15 protein-coding genes are annotated in these 17,151 nt (G+C 68.1%); 8 read left to right on the top strand and 7 right to left on the bottom strand.

The genetic code is table 11. From position 1 onward, the window contains the following. Nucleotides 1-39 precede the first annotated feature (39 nt). Nucleotides 40-1,968, bottom strand: coding sequence for a hypothetical protein (locus tag IPG50_15330; GenBank protein MBK6693559.1), 1,929 nt, complete (start codon nucleotides 1,966-1,968; stop codon nucleotides 40-42). Nucleotides 1,969-2,279: 311 nt separating this feature from the next. Here IPG50_15330 and IPG50_15325 point away from each other — a divergent pair, with 311 nt between their 5' ends. The 4 genes from IPG50_15325 (at nucleotide 2,280) to IPG50_15310 (ending at nucleotide 5,989) form a co-directional block, all read left to right on the top strand. Beyond that, nucleotides 2,280-2,915 (top strand): HAMP domain-containing histidine kinase, encoded by a 636-nt coding sequence (locus IPG50_15325; protein MBK6693558.1) that lies wholly within the window; start codon nucleotides 2,280-2,282, stop codon nucleotides 2,913-2,915. After that, nucleotides 2,915-4,297 (top strand): sigma-54-dependent Fis family transcriptional regulator, encoded by a 1,383-nt coding sequence (locus tag IPG50_15320; GenBank protein MBK6693557.1) that lies wholly within the window; start codon nucleotides 2,915-2,917, stop codon nucleotides 4,295-4,297. The genes IPG50_15325 and IPG50_15320 overlap by 1 nt, the downstream gene beginning before the upstream one ends. A gap of 249 nt (nucleotides 4,298-4,546) precedes the next feature. Continuing rightward, on the top strand, nucleotides 4,547-5,620 hold the full coding sequence (locus IPG50_15315) for a hypothetical protein (protein MBK6693556.1): 1,074 nt from the start codon (nucleotides 4,547-4,549) through the stop codon (nucleotides 5,618-5,620). Nucleotides 5,621-5,677: 57 nt separating this feature from the next. After that, nucleotides 5,678-5,989 carry a DUF3817 domain-containing protein gene (locus tag IPG50_15310; GenBank protein ID MBK6693555.1) on the top strand — a complete coding sequence of 104 codons (312 nt, stop codon included), beginning with the start codon at nucleotides 5,678-5,680 and terminating at the stop codon, nucleotides 5,987-5,989. 46 nt (nucleotides 5,990-6,035) lie between these two features. Here IPG50_15310 and IPG50_15305 read toward each other — a convergent pair whose 3' ends face one another. Next, complete coding sequence (locus IPG50_15305; GenBank protein MBK6693554.1) at nucleotides 6,036-6,266, bottom strand: hypothetical protein; 231 nt, start codon at nucleotides 6,264-6,266, stop codon at nucleotides 6,036-6,038. A gap of 159 nt (nucleotides 6,267-6,425) precedes the next feature. On the opposite strand from IPG50_15305, the gene IPG50_15300 reads away from it, so the two are divergent. Beyond that, complete coding sequence (locus tag IPG50_15300; protein ID MBK6693553.1) at nucleotides 6,426-7,556, top strand: hypothetical protein; 1,131 nt, start codon at nucleotides 6,426-6,428, stop codon at nucleotides 7,554-7,556. Between the two features lie 29 nt (nucleotides 7,557-7,585). On the opposite strand, the gene IPG50_15295 is transcribed toward IPG50_15300, so the two are convergent. Both IPG50_15295 and IPG50_15290 read right to left on the bottom strand, forming a co-directional pair. Then, nucleotides 7,586-9,289, bottom strand: a complete 1,704-nt coding sequence (locus tag IPG50_15295) for a trypsin-like serine protease (protein MBK6693552.1) — start codon at nucleotides 9,287-9,289, stop codon at nucleotides 7,586-7,588. Nucleotides 9,290-9,432: 143 nt separating this feature from the next. After that, nucleotides 9,433-10,059 carry a hypothetical protein gene (locus IPG50_15290; protein MBK6693551.1) on the bottom strand — a complete coding sequence of 209 codons (627 nt, stop codon included), beginning with the start codon at nucleotides 10,057-10,059 and terminating at the stop codon, nucleotides 9,433-9,435. A 162-nt stretch (nucleotides 10,060-10,221) separates the two neighbouring features. Between IPG50_15290 and IPG50_15285 the strand changes: the two genes are divergently transcribed. Beyond that, nucleotides 10,222-10,917 carry a hypothetical protein gene (locus tag IPG50_15285; protein MBK6693550.1) on the top strand — a complete coding sequence of 232 codons (696 nt, stop codon included), beginning with the start codon at nucleotides 10,222-10,224 and terminating at the stop codon, nucleotides 10,915-10,917. Between the two features lie 51 nt (nucleotides 10,918-10,968). Here IPG50_15285 and IPG50_15280 read toward each other — a convergent pair whose 3' ends face one another. The 3 genes from IPG50_15280 to IPG50_15270 form a co-directional block, all read right to left on the bottom strand. After that, the gene (locus IPG50_15280) at nucleotides 10,969-11,985 is read right to left on the bottom strand and encodes a CHASE2 domain-containing protein (GenBank protein MBK6693549.1); all 1,017 of its coding nucleotides are present in this window, start codon (nucleotides 11,983-11,985) and stop codon (nucleotides 10,969-10,971) included. A 190-nt stretch (nucleotides 11,986-12,175) separates the two neighbouring features. Then, nucleotides 12,176-14,026 (bottom strand): hypothetical protein, encoded by a 1,851-nt coding sequence (locus IPG50_15275; protein MBK6693548.1) that lies wholly within the window; start codon nucleotides 14,024-14,026, stop codon nucleotides 12,176-12,178. A gap of 248 nt (nucleotides 14,027-14,274) precedes the next feature. Then, entirely contained in the window at nucleotides 14,275-15,210 is a 936-nt protein-coding gene (locus tag IPG50_15270; protein ID MBK6693547.1) for a hypothetical protein, read from the bottom strand. Nucleotides 15,211-15,586: 376 nt separating this feature from the next. Here IPG50_15270 and IPG50_15265 point away from each other — a divergent pair, with 376 nt between their 5' ends. Beyond that, nucleotides 15,587-16,402: a hypothetical protein gene (locus IPG50_15265; GenBank protein MBK6693546.1), complete on the top strand. Its 816-nt coding sequence runs from the start codon at nucleotides 15,587-15,589 to the stop codon at nucleotides 16,400-16,402. A gap of 237 nt (nucleotides 16,403-16,639) precedes the next feature. Further along, a complete protein-coding gene (locus IPG50_15260; protein MBK6693545.1) occupies nucleotides 16,640-17,008 on the top strand; it encodes a hypothetical protein in 369 nt (122 codons plus the stop codon). Nucleotides 17,009-17,151 lie beyond the last annotated feature (143 nt).

Genomic DNA, 17,151 nt, shown 5'->3' with positions numbered 1-17,151 from the left:
CACGCGTCCGTGCCGCGCATTCACCGTGTCAAAGGCGCTCTACTCGTAGAGCACGTGGCCGTCGACGCGGCCCTGAAAGACGAAGTACGGCGGCATGCACGCGCCCATGGTGGCGTCCTTCTCTTCGAGCTCCTTGCCGTCACGTCCCCGCGGCAAGACGCGCGCGCAGACGTAGTCGTCGCGGCACGGGGCTTTCTGTCCGCACGCGCGGATGAGCGATGGGCGAGCGTCGTCTTCGAGGCACACGGTGAACGGCATCTTTAGCTCGAAGAGGCACTTGTTGATGCCGCCGAAGCGTCCGCCGCCGCTGGGCACGCCGCCACAAATGACGGTCTTGTCGGCGGAGAGGTCGCCAAGGTTCGTGCAGTTCTGTCGGCAGGTGCCGTCGGGGAACCCGCCGTTGAGCTTGTCCACGTCGCCGTGGGCGGAGCTGCAGTTGGCTCCGCCGCCGCACGCGAGATCGCGCCCCGTGAGCCGATCGAGCATGGGGTCGAGCGTCTGCGTGATGCGGCTCGCCTCGCACGCGTCGCCGATGGCCGGCGCCTTCTCGCCAGCCAAGCAGTGCCCCAGCGTGTCGTCGTTCACGTCCTTGCAGAAGAGGCCGGGCGCGCACGCCCACGCCGCGAAGCCGACGTCCTTGCCCAACGTGCAGTGCGAGCCGTAGGTACCGGCCACGAGCTCGTTGGGGCGATCCGCGTGAGGCCTCCCGAGCGGCTGGCCTCGCTTTGAGGTTGCCTCCAGAAACTGCTTCCGCCACGGGACGATCTCCATCAGGTGAGCAGAGCCGCCCACCGCGAGGGCGTTGAGGCGAGCCGTGCCCACGCGCTCTTCCCCGAGCAAGTGGAAGCCGGCGATGCCGCGCGATTGGTGGCACCCGTTGCAGGTCATGCCGTCGAGGCGATGGAGGAGGGCGCCGGCGGAGCGAACGCGCTCCGTGCCACCGAGCGGTAGATCGGAGAGATCGCTCTCGCGGAACAACGCGGAGAACGGCTTGTTGCCGAGCCGCGCGGCGGCCCGAGGCGCGACGCTCACGGTCTCTTGCGCGAGGAACTTCGTCGGCACCGTCGCCGTGCCCTGGTCAATGGCGGCCAAGTTGCCCTTGATCCACTCGCGCAGCTCGGCCTTCTCCTCGGCCGAGAGGTTGGTGCGGGGCGTGTCGTCGAGCGGGATCGGCTTGAGGCCGCTCGGGTCCAGGCTGAAGGCGCGGAGCGCATACTCGGCGTGGCCGCCCATGTCGCGTCGAACCGTGGCGGGCCAACGCACGAGCTGGAAGTTGGTCTCGAGGCGGTTCACGACGAGACCCGCGAGCGGGCCGGCGGCGGCGGCGGCGGCCACATCAGGAGCGCTACGCAGCGTGAGCCACTTCGAAGCCGTCGTCGCGCAGCCTTGCCCGTCGTCGGGCAACGGCGCCAGCAGGTTGAGCGTCATCGGCAGGCGCGAGTCGATGCGTGACGCAGTGTTCCCGGGCTTCGAGTACGTCGTGTACGCGAGGCGGTAGACGAAGTGGACCTCGCCGCAGCCACCGCGGTGCTTGAGATCGATGCGGTTGGCGATGCCCGTGAGCTCGAAGCGCACCTGCGGCGACGAGAGCCAGCGCGCATCGAAGAGTCGATGCGCGAAGGCGGTGCCGACGCCGCTGCTCTTGTCGCGAGCCTTGAGCGCATTCACGGTCTCGGCGACCGACGCCACGACGTCGCGGTAGATGGGCGACGCGTCGTGGAGCTCTTTCACGGTGACCCCTGAGCCGCGGAGCATTTTGGCGAGCCCGAACCGGTCTTCAAGCTTCGTCAGCGTGCGCGCATCTTTGATGAGCACGTCCGGCGACTCGTCGGCGACGGCCACGTCCACGAGGGCGCCTTCATCGACGGTCTCCTCGTCGGAGTCTTCGGCGGGGGAGGTGCTGCACGCCAGCACGGCGGACGCCGCGAGGGCGGCCAGGGCGGTGAGTTTCAAGTTAAGGAGGCGCATGGAATTGCTCGAGCACGGCCTATGCCAGCGCGCAGCGCGAGCAGGGCGCCTGGGGGACGGCTTACCGGGAGGTATTTCGGTGGATCGACGAGCCACATCCGGGGGAGCGGGCGGGTGTGCCCCATGGATCTCACCGCCGCGCGGTGAGCACCCGGAGCGCGGCGTTTGTCGACGAAGTGGCCCGTTCTGCATAGTCTGACCTTCGAACCTTGGGTCTCACAAGGAGTCCGCCGTCCATGCTTCCTCGCTCGCCCCTCGATTGGCCTTCGCCGAGTGACACGGGGGCAACGGTCTTTCGCACCGAAGACGTTTTGACGGCGTTCGTGCACGAGTCGCGCAACGCGGTCTTTGGCATCTCCGCCACGCTCGAGGCCTTCCAGGTCGACTTCGGCGGCAGCGCGCTCGGCGCCGAGTACTCCGAGATGATGACCCAGCCGCTGGCGCGGCTGCGGGTTCTGACGGACCAACTCGCGGACTATGCGCGCCCCGCCGCATTGGAGCCGCGGTCGGTTTTGCCGATGCATGTCGCCGCTTCGGCTGTGGACAGTGTGGCGGGCCTGGCCAAGTCGCGAGGCGTCGAGCTGCGGCTCTCGGGCGCCTCTCTCTCTCCCGCGATGCTGGATGCCGAGCGCCTTGGCGTGGCCCTCGCCACGCTGCTGGAGTGCGCGATTTTGCGCTCGAAGGCGGCCGTGGACCTCCAGGTTGATGAACGCGTTGCCGACGGCCAGCGAAGCCTGCGCTTCTCGGTCTGCGACAACGGCAAGAGCCTGGAGGCGTGCCAGGGCTTTGAGCCAGCGTTCGCTCAGCAAGGCAAGGGCACCGTCTGGAACCTTGCAAAAGCGCAGCGCATCGCGCTCCAGCACGGCGGCGAAATCACGGCGCAGAATTCCCCTGCTGGCGGCGTCGTGCTCTCGCTGATAGTACGAGGCATTGGAGGCAACCTCTGATGGTCGGGCGAACTCCGCTTGGCGTGGCCGGCGACGAGCCGGTGCCGCGGGTCTTGGTGGTCGAGGACGACGCGAACGTCCGCTTCGGCATATGCCGCTATCTCGCGGCCCAAGGTGTCACCGTCCACCAGGTCGAATCCTGCGGCGACGCCATCGCCTATTGCCTCGAGGGCAACGATCCGGAAGCTCTGGTCTTGGACTGGCGCCTCCCCGACGGCGACGCTTTCACCATTCTTGAGAAGCTCAAGGAGGCCAACGCCCGGATACCGTTCGTCCTCGTCACGGCCCACGGCTCCGTGGAGCTCGCGGTCCGCGCGATGCGTGAGGGCGCCACAGACGTGCTCACGAAGCCTGTGCACCTGCCGACGTTGCTCGGCGTCATCGGTCGCATGGTCGAAACGGAGCGCGACGCGCGAAAGCACTCGACGACGACGCTCAAGGCGCAGGTGGCCCCGTTCGTCGGCACCGGCCGCGCCGCGCGGGAGCTGAGCGAGCTTGCCGCGAGGGTCGCAGCGAGCGACCGCCCCGCCTTGATCGTCGGCGAGACCGGTGTCGGCAAGACTCTCTTGGCCCGGTGGCTCCACCAAAACGGGGCGCGCCGCAAGGAGCCCTTCGTGGAGGTCAACTGCGCGGGCCTCAGCAGGGAGCTCGTGGAAAGCGAGCTCTTCGGGCGCGAGCGTGGAGCCCATACGGGCGCCGAATTGGCCAAGCTTGGCCTCGTGGAGAGCGCGCACCGAGGGACGCTCTTCCTCGACGAAGTCGGCGATCTCGACCCCTCGGTGCAGCCAAAGCTCCTCAAGGTTCTCGAGGACAAGTGCTTCCGTCGCGTCGGCGACGTTCGCGAGCGAGCCGTCGATGTGCGCATCGTGGCGGCGACCCAACATGAGCTCGGCCAAGCGGTTCGAGACGGCCTCTTTCGCGCTGATCTCTTCTACCGGCTGAGCACCGTCACGCTCTCGGTGCCGCCGCTCCGCGAACGACGCGAGGACCTGCCCGCCATCATTCGGGAGCTTTTGGCCACCCTGGGCGCTGACGCCACGCTCGAATTGGCGAGCGACGCCGAGGCAAAGCTTCTCGAGCACGATTGGCCCGGCAACGTGCGCGAGCTCAAGAACGTCCTTGAGCGCGCGGTCATCTTCGCTAGCGGTCGAGCCATTCGTGGCGAAGATGTTCGTTTCGATGTCTCCACGGACGCGCCGCGCGTGCCCCGCGCGTTCGCGGGTCAGACGCTGGACGACATGGAGCGAGCGCACATCGAGGCGGCGCTCCGTGACGCTGGCGGGCACGTCGAGCGGGCTGCGCTCAGCCTCGGCATTCCCCGCAGCACGCTCTACCACAAGCTCAAGCGGCTCCGCGAAGGCGACAAGTCGCAGCGTCGCTGAACCGGCCTCCGAAGAGCGATGCTCGTGGTGGACCCGTCGCGAGGGTCGTGAGGTTCTCTCGGGTGGGGTCGCCAGCGCCTGAGGTCACCATCCGCGTCCTTTGAGATCGCGGTTTGCGCAGGCGCCTCGATTCACGTCGTGTGGAGCGTCCGAGATGCGCCGATACCCGCGACGTGACGGCAAAAGTCGCGGGCCGCAACACGCGCGCCGGCTCGCGACGGATGGCACGGTCCTCGCTTCGCCGTCGGCATGAAGACCCTTAGCTTGCCGTTGGTCATCGCTTTTGTTGGCGCCTGTGCATCGCCCCCGGCTTCCTCCGGCGATGGCGATGAGAGCGAAGGCGCACTCGCCACGAATCCAGCATCGCCGGTGACCATTCCAACCTCATTTCGCTCGGCTCAGCTCGGGTCGGCGGGCACCCTCCGCTACAACCAGCAGCAGACGAAGGTCTACCGGCCGATTCAGTACGGCGTGTCGGTCACCACGCTGACGCTCTCGGCGACCCTCGGCGACGAGGTCGACATCGTCGTCTCGGGCCGCGGGCCCACCGCCAACCCCGCGGTGGTCGTGCTCGGCTCCGTCGACCCCGTGGAGCTGGCGAAGTGCCGGGAGGTCTCCCACGACGTTCTCCGCAAGCACTGCTACGAGCGCCTCACCCGGCCCGTGCTCGCGTCGAACGACGACGCCGACGCGACGACCAAGGACGCGAGGCTGCGCCACAAACTTACCGATTCCACCCTCACCATCGGGATCCTCGGCGTGAGCGTCTTCGACGTGGTGGTGCGCTCCGTCGCGTCCGCGCTCGACACGACCTCCTGCGTCGCCAATGCCGGTGCCCCGCTACGTGGCGATCACGGCGCCTTCGACCGCGTCACGCTCGAGCGAGACTGCAAAGGTACGCAGTGCTCCCCCTGGCGCGAACTCGGCCGGGAGAGCCGCAACGGCAACAAGCTTGTGGTCGGATACGCGCCCGGCAGCAGCACCGAGGCGCTCTTGCTCGTCGACAACGACGGTCCCTTCGGCACGTTCCATCAAGGTGGTCTGCGGGTCACGGAGGACTGCACGGCGACGACGGTTTGCAGCGTCTCTCAGGGCCGTGTGCGGTGCGATGACTGGCAGCGCGCCACGGTGGTCCGTCGCGGCGCGACGGCGATCGACAGCGACCAGTGCGATAGCCAACTCACGGGCACGTTCGACAAGACAACGCCACGCTTCTCGGGCGTCCTCGGCGCGCGCTGCGCCAGCCTAACGGGCGGCATTCGAACGACAACCGTTCCCGGTGGTCGCACCGAGACGCAGACGGTCATTGTCAAGGCGTGGTAGTCGTCCCGGGGCGCGCTACGTCAGCGAGACACGACCGGACCCGCTAAGGTGCTGCTCGTGGAAGATCTCTCAGCGTCGTGGCTTCGGTGGTTTCGGTTGGTTGCGAGAGCGGAGGGCGCGTCGTTCGTGCTGCTCTTGGGTGTGGCGATGCCGCTCAAGTACTTCGCCGGGATGCCGCTCGCGGTGCGCGTGATCGGCATGTGCCACGGGCTCCTCTTCGTCGCCTACTCGTGGATGCTCATCGACGCGGCCTCGCGCGGTTGGCCCAAGGCGCGTGCCGCCTGGGGCTTCGTCGCCGGCCTCCTGCCCTTCGGTACCTTCGTCTTCGAGGCTCGGCTTCGTCGCGCCGGCAACGGATGGAACGAATAGCCGAGCGATGGCGCAACTCCGCCGCCGCGGGCGATGCGGACTCGATCTACTTCGAGGCGCCGAAGTGTCTGCCTCCCCGTACGCAGCGGAAGTGAGCGTCAAAGACCGTTGCGCTGGCGGGCTCTCCCTCCGAGGCGACGTCGTCGGCGTATTGCGTTGCGAGCTTGCACGATGCGAAGTCGCGAACCGTGGTGCGCCCGTCGGCTTCGAACACGACGACGCGAAACTGCCCTTCCTCGAGCGCGCCCTTCGCTCGGGCGATGTCTTCAACACTCATGCGCCAAACCCTAGCGCTTGTCGCCACTTGGTGCTCGCACGACCGCGGTGATCGCGCAGCGCCTTCGTCATGGCGCGGTCCCTGCGCGCAGCAGCCTCGCGGGCCGGGGCGGTTCGGCGCCAAGCCGTCGGCACCGTTCGTGCACATCGCAAGGCGCCCATGCGTTGGCTCCTCGTAGCGTTCATCGTCCTTCACGGACTCGTCCACCTGCTGGGCGTCGCCAAGGCCTTCTCGTTCGCCGCGCTGCCGCAGCTAACCCAGCCGATTTCCAAGGGCGCTGGGCTCCTCTGGTTGACGGCGGCCCTCCTCGTGCTTGCGTCCGCGGCGGCGTTCGTCGTCGCGCCCCGCGAGTTCTGGGTCGTGGGCGCCCTCGCCGCCGTCGTCTCCGAGGTCGTGATCGCCTCGGCGTGGCGCGATGCGAAGTTCGGCACGGCGGCGAACGTGGTGATTCTCTTCGCGGCGATTTGGAGCTTCGCGTCGCAGGGGCCGTGGAGCATGCGCGCCGCGTACCGTCGCGAATGCAGCGCAGCGCTCGCGCGAGCTCCGGCGCCGGTCACGGTTGTCGACGACGACCTGCGCCTGCTACCCGAGCCGGTACGAAACTACGTGAGGCGATCGGGGGCCGTTGGCCAGCCTCAGGTCGCGGACTTTCGCGCCTCGTGGCGAGGCCGCATCCGGGGCGGCGAGACGGAGCCTTGGATGCCGTTTCGCGCCGAGCAGGTCAACGTCTACGACTCGCCGCTGCCGTCGCGCCTCTTCTTCATGGACGCGACGATGAAGCACCTGCCCGTCGATGTCTTTCATCGGTTCGTTGGCGAGGCGGCGACGTTTAGGGTTCGCCTACTGTCGCTCGTGCAGCTCGTCGACGCGAAGGGCCCAGCGATGAATCGCGGTGAGACCGTAACCCTCTTCAACGATCTCTGCTTCCTCGCGCCGTCGCGTCTCACGGATCGCACCATTGTGTGGGAAGCCATCGACGACCACCGCGCCCGTGCCCGTTACACGCGCGGCACGGAGACAATCGCCGCCGAGCTCGTGTTCGACGCGGCCTTCGATCTCGTCGACTTCGTCTCGGACGACCGACTGGCCGCTTCGAGCGACGGAAAGACGTTCACGCAAAGGCGCTGGACGACGCCGGTGCGCGGGTATCGCGCCATCGGCCCGCGCCGCGTGATGTCCGCGGGGGAGGCTCGTTGGGAGACGCCTTCCGGAGGCTTCGCCTACATCGAGCTCGAGCTCGTCGGTCTAGAGGTCAACGGCAACGCGTCTCGTCCTTCCGCGGCGCCTTAAACAGAAAGCGTTGACGGTGCTGCCGGGGGTTACTGGCCTCCGGCGTCAGTGGGTGCGGCGTCAGCCGCACCGCCGTCGACCTCTGCACCGCAGGCCGCGGTCGCGAGTCCCGCAAGTTCCGCGGCCCAGTTCCTTTTCACGCTCACGGTCGTCGCCCGCTCCACGTCGGTGCACGCTGCCGCGGTCTCGGCGACAAGGGTCTTGCACGTTGTCTTGAGGGCCTCGCCTTGACATTCGGTCTGAGGGCTCGCCTGTCCGCCGCAGGTGCAAGCGGCGTTTGCGCAAACGGTTTCGCGCGTGGTCGCCGCGGCACACGAAGCAGACACGCCTTTTCGGAGCAGTGCTGCGCCGACGTTGGGAACCCAGACCTGCCACGAGACATTGAGGATGGGTCCCCACGCCGCGCCAAACGCGGCCGCATGGGTGCAGGCGGCGCAGTCCGTGTGCCCCTCGACGAAGGTAAAGCAGGCGTCGTTCCAGGGAACCGCAAACGAGGCGCAGGCCTTGGCGAAGGCGGCGATGTCTGCCGCGGAGCATGCGTCGGGGGAGCGCAACAGCGGACGCGAAGCAGGGAAGACGTCCATCGGGACGTTGATGGGCGTGCACTTGTCGCCCACCGCGCCGGACACATACACGTCGGCGACGAGCGACCCGTCCGGTCTGGCGGGGGCCGGTGCTCCGTCCGGTCCCGCGTCGACGCCCGTCGGCTCGACGTTGTCGCTCGCGCTGCACGCCGCCACCAGAAGCCCGCTCGCGACCGAGCACGTCGCGATCGCGGCGCAAGCGTCCCGCCGGCGCCGCGCCAGACCGAAGAGCGCCGCGAGGGCCAGCAGCGCGAGTGAACCGCGAGGCTCGTTGGGGGGCGCTAACGAACAGCCGGAGCCAGCGTCCGTGGGAGGCGCGGGCTGCGGCGGGGCGCCGCCCTCCGGCGCTCCGGCCGGAGCGTCTGCGACGTTTCCCGTCTCCTGCAGCGCGAACCGCACCAGATCGGCGACATCCGGCAAGGGAACGAATCCCGTATCCCCGTTGCAATTCGAGGCTTCCGCCACGCCAGCGAAGGTGATGCCGACGAGCGTGCCGTCCGCGGCGAGGATACCCCCTCCGCTGTCGCCATCGCACACGCCAGTGGTCGCGGTCCCGATTCCCGACGCTGGGTAGGCGCGGACGATCACATCTCGTTTGCGACGCGTCGGCGGGGTTACAGAGCGGCCGTTTGCGGAGCCGTACCCGACCACACTCACGGATTGCCCAACGTTCGGCCGCGTCGCGAGTTCGAGCCGAACCGCCGGTACGGAGAGCGGGGCCTCTAGCTCGACGAGGGCCACGTCGGGGCTGCAGCGGTCGTTCGAGGCCGGGTGAAACACCCGGCGGCCACGCGTGGCGGGTTTGACCCGCGCGTTCGCCAATGCCGAGCCATCCGTAACCACGCCGATGCGGAAGGGACGCATCTCGTCAAAGTAAGGTGGCGACGAAGTGGTGACTGCGCCCGCGCAAGACGTTCGGATGCCTGAGCCAACGTCGGTCACGCAGTGACGCGCCGTCATGAGCAGGTTGGGCGCGATGACAACGGCGGAGCAGAACGACGTCGTGTCATCGTCGTAGACGATGAGCACGATGGCCGTTTCATCTGGTGCGGCGATGCCACCGACGATGGCCTGCTGCCCAAACTCGGTGCGAAGCGGCGCGTCCGGCTGCCCGCATGCCAGGAGCATGGCGAAGGAGGCGACGAGCATCGCCCGTGCAGAGCGCGAGAAGGACACGGTACGTCCGAGCCTAGCAGGGGCCTCGGGCGGGGTAAGAGGTCGATCAGGGGCCGCCGCGCGCGCTCCGGCACCGTTGCTTCACGGCAACCTGGGGATGTCCGTGGCGCCGCGCGTCAGCGGCACTTAGGGATGAGGCCGACGTTGGTCTCACCGCCGTCGTCGCTCGACGCGGTGATCATCAAGATGGCTTCGCCGGTGCCACGCCACTGGTTCCAGATGGTGGGCATCGCCGAGTCGTCAACGTTGTCAGCCAGCTCCTTCTGGGTCTTGTATCGCCAACCGTGCACCGTGAGCTGGTCGGAGAAGACTGAGTCGCTGAGGCGGGAGACCAGCTCGACGGCCTTCTTGGCTTGGCCTTTCCAGCACATGCCCTTGGCGTCGTGGCGAACGTATTCATGGGGCTCGCCGAGCGAGCGCATCTCAAGGTCGAGTCCCTTCACTTGAGCGTCGTCGACGATGGCGCTGGCGGCCCACCACTTGGCGAGGCCCGTCTCCGGACGCGATGAGTCGAACTCGATGAAGTCCGCCGTGATGGGCGCGAGACCTTTGCTCGCGAGCGCCGCGTTGTGAGAGCTCAGGAGCTCTCCTCGCCCGTCGAGGAGCGGAATCCTGAGCGACGTCTGCCCTCGTCGAAGCTCGTCGGCGCTCTCGCCCTCGCCTCCCGAGTCCTCCGCCGACGAACATGCGGCCAAGGCGAGAGCGACGAACGCGACGGGCACGTAGGCGTATCGGAACGACATGACGCGACCTATGGCACACCACGCATGGCGCGCTATTCGGCCGCCGAATTGTTTCCGTGAAGCGCGCGTATATGCCCCAAAAACGCAGTCTTAGACGCGCGATCCGCGGCCAATTCCGCGTCGAAGGCGCCAGCGCGCCGTCGCACGCGTTACCTTCCCGGGATGCTTCATGTCCGCTCGCCCGTAGCCGTCGCAGCGTCCTTCTTGCTTGCGTGTGGCGCCGTCGATGCGTCGAAGTCGATGCGTCCGCCGACGCCCGAGTCAACGGCGCCCGTCGCCACGGCGTCGCCCGTTGAGCTGGGAGTTGATGCCGGCTCGGTCGTGCGGAGTGGTGCCCGTGGGCCGGCCGATGGTGGCCCGGCGTCGCCGCCCGCTGCCGTCTCGCGCACCGGAAGCGTGTGGCCGTTCCACGCGTGGTCGCGGGCCGAGGCGGTGTCGTTCAACGTCTTTGCGATGCGCCCCGACGTGCCCCTTCACGCCTACGACGACCGCGGGTGGAGTCCTCACGTGGTCGAGCGCAGGGCCGTCACCGTCGCGCAGGGCAAGGAAGCCGTGTCGTTGCTCGCGGCGTCGGAGGGCGAGCTCTTGGTGTCGAAGTGTCCGTTCCCGCGCCACGCCGTCGTGCTCTTCGACGGCGATACGCCTGTGGCGAGCATCAACCTCTGCTTCGAGTGCGGGGACATCCTGAGTTGGCCGGCGTCTCCGCCTGAACCACAGGGCCCGTCGGCAAAGAAGGTCAGCGACAAGGAGCGAATGGCTCGTGAGGAGAAGCGCCTGAAGCTCTACGACAGGGTCTTCCCGCGTTGGCGAGCGTTCTTCTCAGAAGGAGTGGGAATGGCTGTCGACGCGAAGCGGTGAGGCGCGGACGCGGAGCGCGGGTGACCCCGGCTCTCTCGTCTGTTGGTTGGATCAGTCTTTGACAGCGATCTGCAGCATCCGCTGCAGATCGGCGGCCATGGTGAGCGTTGAACCGCCCTTTGGTTGGTTCGGGCCGAACCACTGGTCGTCGGCGGAATCGGCTGAACCACCCACAATGACGACGCTCCCGCCGAGCGATTCGAGGACCTCGTCGCTCGTGAGCACTTGCGAGAAGGATAATGGGCTCGGCATGGCGAGCGCTCTCGCGACTACGCCCGAACGGTGCGACCCCTTGGCGCCACTCGAAGTGATGGCGTCGGTCTCCTCGATGAGCGGCGCGAGCGACGCCGCCATCGCGTCGAGTCGCTCGCGACCGAGGGGCTTCGAAAGGTCGAGCGATCCGAGACGGACCGCGCGGAACGCTGCTGCGGCCACGACGGTGCTTGGGAACGGCGCCGGCGGCACCGTGGCGGCACCGGAAGCGTCGGCCGGGAACGCGAGCGGTCCGAGAGGCGTGACCTTCGCACCACGCTGACAGGTCGTCGAACCGTCTGGAGTGAGGATTTCGAGGCACTGAAAGAACGCGCGGTCATGCCCCACGTTGACCTGCGGGATGCCGTAGAGGAGTGCGTCGGGCGCCTTGTCGGGCAGCACCGGCAGCACGAAGGGAAAGGGGGCCGATGACATCGCCTTGGCGAGGGCGGCGTCGGTCGCGTGGCGCTCTTGGTCAGCGGTTCGCGCGACGTTGACCAGCACCACCGACGGGGGAGACTTCGAGGTGGCAAGTCGCGCGAAGAGCCGCGCGTAGACCTCACGGACGCGCGGCAAGGCGGTGCCGATGGGCGCGCCATCGAGCGACGACGGCTCTTTTGCGAGCCAGTCGTTGGTGACCCCGTCGCGCCACAGCACCTTCACGACGGCGCGCGGCGTCGGCTTGACGGCATTGCCTTCGGCGACGAGCGCCGAGTCTTCCGTCGCGTCCTCCGCGGGGGCGGCGCTGCACGCGAAGGTCCCAAGCGCGAAGGCGAGCGCGACGCCAATGGGCGATGGTGTTGAGGCGGGCTTCATGGCAGCGAAAGCTGCAAGGTGCCTGCCAGCATGAGCAGAGCGCCGTCCCCGCGGAATTCGTGGCGCGGTGACTCGTCGAGTGTTGGCTCCGCGGATCCCGTTTTCGGAAAGAATCGGGACGGGACAAATCGTCCCATTCGCGGGCAACGATCAGCTCTTCACCGCGCTCGGCGCCGTCGCTCTCGTCGCGTCACTCTGCGCCGGTGAAGCGGCGCGGCGGCGGCGTTTGGTTCGGACCGTTCGGGCGCAGGAGGGCAAACTCGCCCTCGAGGCCGAACATGCGCACCAGCGCGTCGCGCCGCGCAACCAGCTTCTCGGCGTAGAGCGCGAGCGCTTCGTCGTTGAAGGCGCCGGCGGCGACGGAGGCGACGATCTGCTCTTCGCTCAGCGAAGCCAGCTTGGCGACGGCCCACTTCGCGTCGTTCTGCGTCGTTCGATCGAAGGCGCGCACCGTCGAAACGTTCATGTCGGGGTGGAAAAACCCGGCCTTCGGATCGATGTCGACCGTGAAGCCGAAGTTGCGCGTCAGGTGACCGACGTCGGGGAGGGCGTGGAAGTACTTCGCTTCGCCGCCGTTCTTGGGCCGTTCGACGTCGAGCCGCGTGTTGTTGAACTTCACGTCGCTGTTGCCGAGCCACGCGCCAAGAATGATCCCAATGGCGCGGACCTCCCGCGTGTCGACTTGCCCGTCGCCATCAAAGTCCCAAAGCCCCACGGCGTCGCGCTTGTTGGGCGCATCGACTTCACCGAAGACGCGCTTGACCGTGACGAACTCCATCGAATCCAAGAACGGTCGGTCGTCTTCGGCGCGTTTCAAGCTGTCGAGGGCGATGTCGCCGGTTTCGTCGTGGCCGTCGCGGAAGTGAATGGTGATGTTGTCGCCGCCGGGCGCCTTCTTGATGGGGTTGACCGTGATCGAGAGCCCTTGCGGCGGACGGCCCGGCACTGTGCGGTCGTCTTTGGGGCCGAACTTGAGACCGATGCGCTCCACGCTGGCCGCGGCCGCCACGACGACGCGCGGCTCGACGCGAACCTCCTTGAAGACGTAGTTCGGATCGGTGTCGTAGCCGAGGGCCCACATGATTCGCGTGTTCGGCCCTTCCTCGAACACATCCATCTGATCACGGAACTTCAGTTTCACTTCATCGCTGCCGTTGATGATGTCGATCGACGGGTGCGAGCCATCGGACGCTTGGCTGCGGAAGCCAGCGAGCTTCCAGAGCTCGCCGGGCTTGGGCGTGCGCGGCACCGAGGTGCCGTTGAACCATGGCCCGCGGTAGAGGTTCGCGGGGGTGATGTCGGCGGCGCTACGCGGGTGCCACACGGTCGAGTTGATGGGATCCTTCTTCCAGAGTTGATCTTCGGGGCCGCTCCGGTCGATGTTGACGGCTTCGCCTTCGAGGCCCGCGGCGGGCCGATCGCGCTTCATGCCTTTGAACATCTTGCCGAGCCAGGGGAAGGTCTTCTGAAGGATGTGCTGGATGCGCGCGACGAGCTGGCCGCCGAAACCGCTCTCATCGGTGAGTTGAATGGCGATGGCGATCTCGACGTAGCCGCGCCGGATGTACGCGGCGCGCGCTGTGGGCTCGTCGAGCGAACCGGCGGTGCCGGCGGCGAGGAGCTTCCCGAGCTCGTCGACGAGCTGCCGTTGCGTCTTCGCGCCGGCGAGGGCGCGGCGCTCGGGGCGATCGAAGATGTCGGAGGCGCGCGCATCGATGGCCGCCTCCTTCTCATCCTGCCGGAAGAAGGAGCGTGCCCACTGGTTTCCGGAGTAGGCCTCGACGTCGGCCTTTGCCTGGACCTTCGACGCTGCCTTCTTCGCTTCGAGGTCGGCAATCCGCTTGTCGACGAGACGGAAGAGCTGTGCGACCTCTTCCGGCGAACCGCCAAGGAGGCGCACCTCGTCTTGGAGCGACTCGGCCGTGGTGAGCGCCGCGTCGTCTTCGCTCACCTCCTCTTCGCTCGTCGAGGAACAGCCGACGGAGCTCGGGAGCGCGAGGGACGTGAAGACCAGAACGGGGAGCCAGCGGAGGGAGCGCATGTAGGCGTTCGTACGCAACGCTCATGCCGTAATGGTCCCCCACAGAGGGGCCCGCATCTACCCGTGTCGGCGCCCGGACCGCGCCCAGATGGATAGGCGGCGATCCGGCCGCGGCTCCCCAGCTCAGCCGCGCGTGGAGCATGTGCCTCCGCGCGGAGCCGGGCTCAGGGGGGCCACTTCCGCCACAAAGCGAGCGAGGAGGCTCGTCAGCTTGGCCTTGGCGTCGGCCTCGATCCATCAAGCGAGCGCTAGCGCGGAACACCAAACACGAAACCTCGAAGCGCTGGGTTCGCCGCGTGTTCGAGTGGCGCGGCGGCTGCGCCTCGTGGAGATGCTTGTGACGCAGCGAAGGCGGAACCGCGGGGGTTCGCGCCGGCGCTGAGGAGACTGAGAGCGTTGCCGCCGCTCGGCTCGGCGCCATCGACGCTGACAAAGGCGGGTAGTGCGACGGAGGACGCGGCGCCCGCGCCGCTCGTCGGTTGGGCGACGAAGGCTGGCACAGCCAGTGTGTCGGCGGCGCCCGTACCGTCGGCAGTCCAGGGCGTGTGAAGCGAGAAGCCGAACGAGTCGTAGGAGTCGAGGCCCGGCGAGTCGGTGAAGCTACCAAACGCCGCCGCGGCGCCGCCGAGCGTCGGCACGGGCGTGTGCGTGGAGAAGGCAAACGACTCGCTCCCCGCCGCACCGCCCAACGCGCTGCCGAATGGGCGTGTCCAATCGCCGAAGGCTCCGTACCCGGCTAGGGGCGCCGCGAAGGCGGAGGTCCCAGGCGCGACGAGCGCGTAGCCGCTCGGTGTTGCGTTCCAAAAGCCGCCGTCGCCGCCGTAGCCGTAGCCGAAAGGCACGAGGGGCGCGCTGGCGAAGGAGCTGGTGGCCAACGCGGAGCCCGTCCCCCCGTGGTGCCCCTCTCGTTCTGCAGCAGGTTGGGCTGACGCCGAGAGCGTCGATGGCGACGGGGTCCGCGGCGCGTCGATCTTCCCGTCGCTGTCCTCATCCAGCGTAAGCGCCTTCGCCGTAAGGCCATGGGAGGCGAGAAAATTCGGGTCCGAGAGATCCGACTCGTTCACCGCGACGTCGATCGTGGGTGCGTCGGAGTGCACGAGGTAGCCGCCAACCCTTTGGTTGACGCACCCGCCGTTCGCGTCGCCCAACTCGATCGGTGAAAGGGTGCGCATCTGGTGGCTCATGGCGCGTGCTCGGCACTTCGAAATTCGGTCGCTTCGCATGGTGGGCTCCTCGCGTCTGGGCGCTGCAAGAGAGCGACCATCGCGCGTAGACCTTGTTCTCCAGCAAATCGACGAGCTCGCGGCGACGAGCGGCGCCGCGAGAAGCGTTTGCCTCGCGTGGCGATCCAGAAGCGGCGCTTCGCACTCGAGCGCCGTGGTCCGTGGTGGCTGGGCAGGTGCGACTGCAGGTGCGAAGGCCTGCTTCCGGATCCGTAGGCCCGATCGCACCGCGGCCTCGTCGGGCTTCGAAATGGCCTGACGCGATGCAAGCGCGCGGCATGGCTCATTGGCGACCTTGGCCGAGCTCTTGCTCAATGGCCAATCAGGAGAACGCCCCATGAAAGCACTCGACCTCAATGACCTCGACTTGGTGAGCGGTGGGCTCGCAGTGCGTGGCGGCATCGGCCCGTCGCCCGTGTTCGACCCGACCAAAAACCTCTTGGTGCACGCCGGCGCCACGCCCGACGCGGTTCAGACGTTCCTCGATGCAGAGGCGCTCGTCGGCGTTGACCCGTTTCACAGGCCGGGGCTCTCGCAGGTGCCGCCGCGCGGCTTCGGCGCGCCTTCAGGATTTCCTCAAGGTCCAAGCGTCGGTGCGCTGCTCGGGTACGGCCCCAACGGGCAGCCGATCTTCGGCGGTCCCAACCAACCGCCGCCGCAAGGGCTTCGTCCCTCCTTGCCGTCGGTGCCGGGCCTTCCTCAGCTTCCATCCTTTCCGGGACTTCCTCAAGGCCTCGCACCGGGCGCTCGCGGTGGCGCCGCTCCGGCATCGCCGCTGGGATCGCCGTTGGGTTCGCTAGGCTCGCTTGGCTCTGCGCTCGGACAGGTGCCGAGCCTCTTGGGGGGCGGCAAAGGCGGCGCCGGCGGCGGACTGTCGCTGCCTGGACTCGGCGGACTCGGCGGACTCGGTGGAGCTGGCGGTGCCGGACGAGGTGGCGCACCGACGCCGCCTGCACCCGTGCCCACGTCCGCGCTGCCTGAGCCGATCGCGCCGAGTCCGCTCCCGACCCTGCCGGTGGCGAACCCGTACGCCGAGCCGGCGTTGCCGGCCGAGTCGTTTGGGCCGGCGCCCTTCGCGTCCTCGAGCGAGACGTACGACAACGGCGGCGGCTTCGCGAACGATGGTGGCTTTGGCGCCGGCGAGTACTTTTGAGGACTGCCGCGTGGCTCCGCGAGCGACGCTGAAGCGCGCGATTGACGAGCCGCCGCGTCCCTTGGGGCCCGACCGGGCCGCTGCGATCGCGTGCTTCCTCGTGCGAACAATCACTTCACCCCAGGCGGCAGGGCGGGGCGCGCCCGGCGCGCGGAAACACGAGGCATTTAGGCCTGCGCCCCGCGGCCTCGCTCTTGCGTCGTGGGTCGCATGCCGACCACAAGAGTTCGCCTGAGCGTGTCTCCGTTCGTCGTGCCCGCGCACGCGGACTCGTTCATCCCTCCGGCCAAGTCCTGCGAGCGCGACATCTTCGGTGCCAGCGGCTTCGGCGAGCCCATCGCGACGCTCGGTCTCGTGGCCGATGACGACTTCCACGAGTATGCCGCGTGGTCGGCTGACCCGGAGCCAGCGCCGTCGTCTTGCCGCGTCGTGATGACTGAGAACGCGGACGGGACGTTCTCCGCCGTGCAGGTTTTTGGCGTGACAACGCTCGCGGTCTCCGGAGTTCTAAGGGGAGGTGCATCGGACGACGTGAACGAGCGCGACGCCGACGCCGCCTTCCTTCGCGGCCTCGCGGGTCTCATGACGGGGCCCGGCGTCCATTGACGGCGCCGCGCACCACGGCGCGCGCACCTCGGGAGGGCCGCGCCGTGTTTTTAGGCCGCGGCCGCCGGTCAGCTATCCTGGACCGGCGACCATGCCTCGCGCGCCGCTCCCTTCTTGCCCCGCGAACTTCCGCGAGGACGCTC

It is taken from the genome of Myxococcales bacterium (genome assembly GCA_016703425.1).
Lineage (GTDB): Bacteria > Myxococcota_A > Polyangia > Polyangiales > Polyangiaceae > JADJCA01.
The sequence above is the reverse complement of the archived record's forward strand: the minus strand, read 5'-3'. Positions and strand labels throughout refer to the sequence as shown.

Bases quoted from the DNA above. Each gene is read 5' to 3' on its own strand.
- IPG50_15315 (MBK6693556.1), top strand. From the start codon at position 4,547: ATGAAGACCCTTAGCTTGCCGTTGGTCATCGCTTTTGTTGGCGCCTGT.
- IPG50_15330 (MBK6693559.1), bottom strand. From the start codon at position 1,968: ATGCGCCTCCTTAACTTGAAACTCACCGCCCTGGCCGCCCTCGCGGCG.
- IPG50_15295 (MBK6693552.1), bottom strand. From the start codon at position 9,289: ATGCTCGTCGCCTCCTTCGCCATGCTCCTGGCATGCGGGCAGCCGGAC.
- IPG50_15285 (MBK6693550.1), top strand. From the start codon at position 10,222: ATGCTTCATGTCCGCTCGCCCGTAGCCGTCGCAGCGTCCTTCTTGCTT.
- IPG50_15280 (MBK6693549.1), bottom strand. From the start codon at position 11,985: ATGAAGCCCGCCTCAACACCATCGCCCATTGGCGTCGCGCTCGCCTTC.
- IPG50_15275 (MBK6693548.1), bottom strand. From the start codon at position 14,026: ATGCGCTCCCTCCGCTGGCTCCCCGTTCTGGTCTTCACGTCCCTCGCG.
- IPG50_15290 (MBK6693551.1), bottom strand. From the start codon at position 10,059: ATGTCGTTCCGATACGCCTACGTGCCCGTCGCGTTCGTCGCTCTCGCC.
- IPG50_15270 (MBK6693547.1), bottom strand. From the start codon at position 15,210: ATGAGCCACCAGATGCGCACCCTTTCACCGATCGAGTTGGGCGACGCG.
- IPG50_15320 (MBK6693557.1), top strand. From the start codon at position 2,915: ATGGTCGGGCGAACTCCGCTTGGCGTGGCCGGCGACGAGCCGGTGCCG.
- IPG50_15265 (MBK6693546.1), top strand. From the start codon at position 15,587: ATGAAAGCACTCGACCTCAATGACCTCGACTTGGTGAGCGGTGGGCTC.
- IPG50_15300 (MBK6693553.1), top strand. From the start codon at position 6,426: ATGCGTTGGCTCCTCGTAGCGTTCATCGTCCTTCACGGACTCGTCCAC.
- IPG50_15305 (MBK6693554.1), bottom strand. From the start codon at position 6,266: ATGAGTGTTGAAGACATCGCCCGAGCGAAGGGCGCGCTCGAGGAAGGG.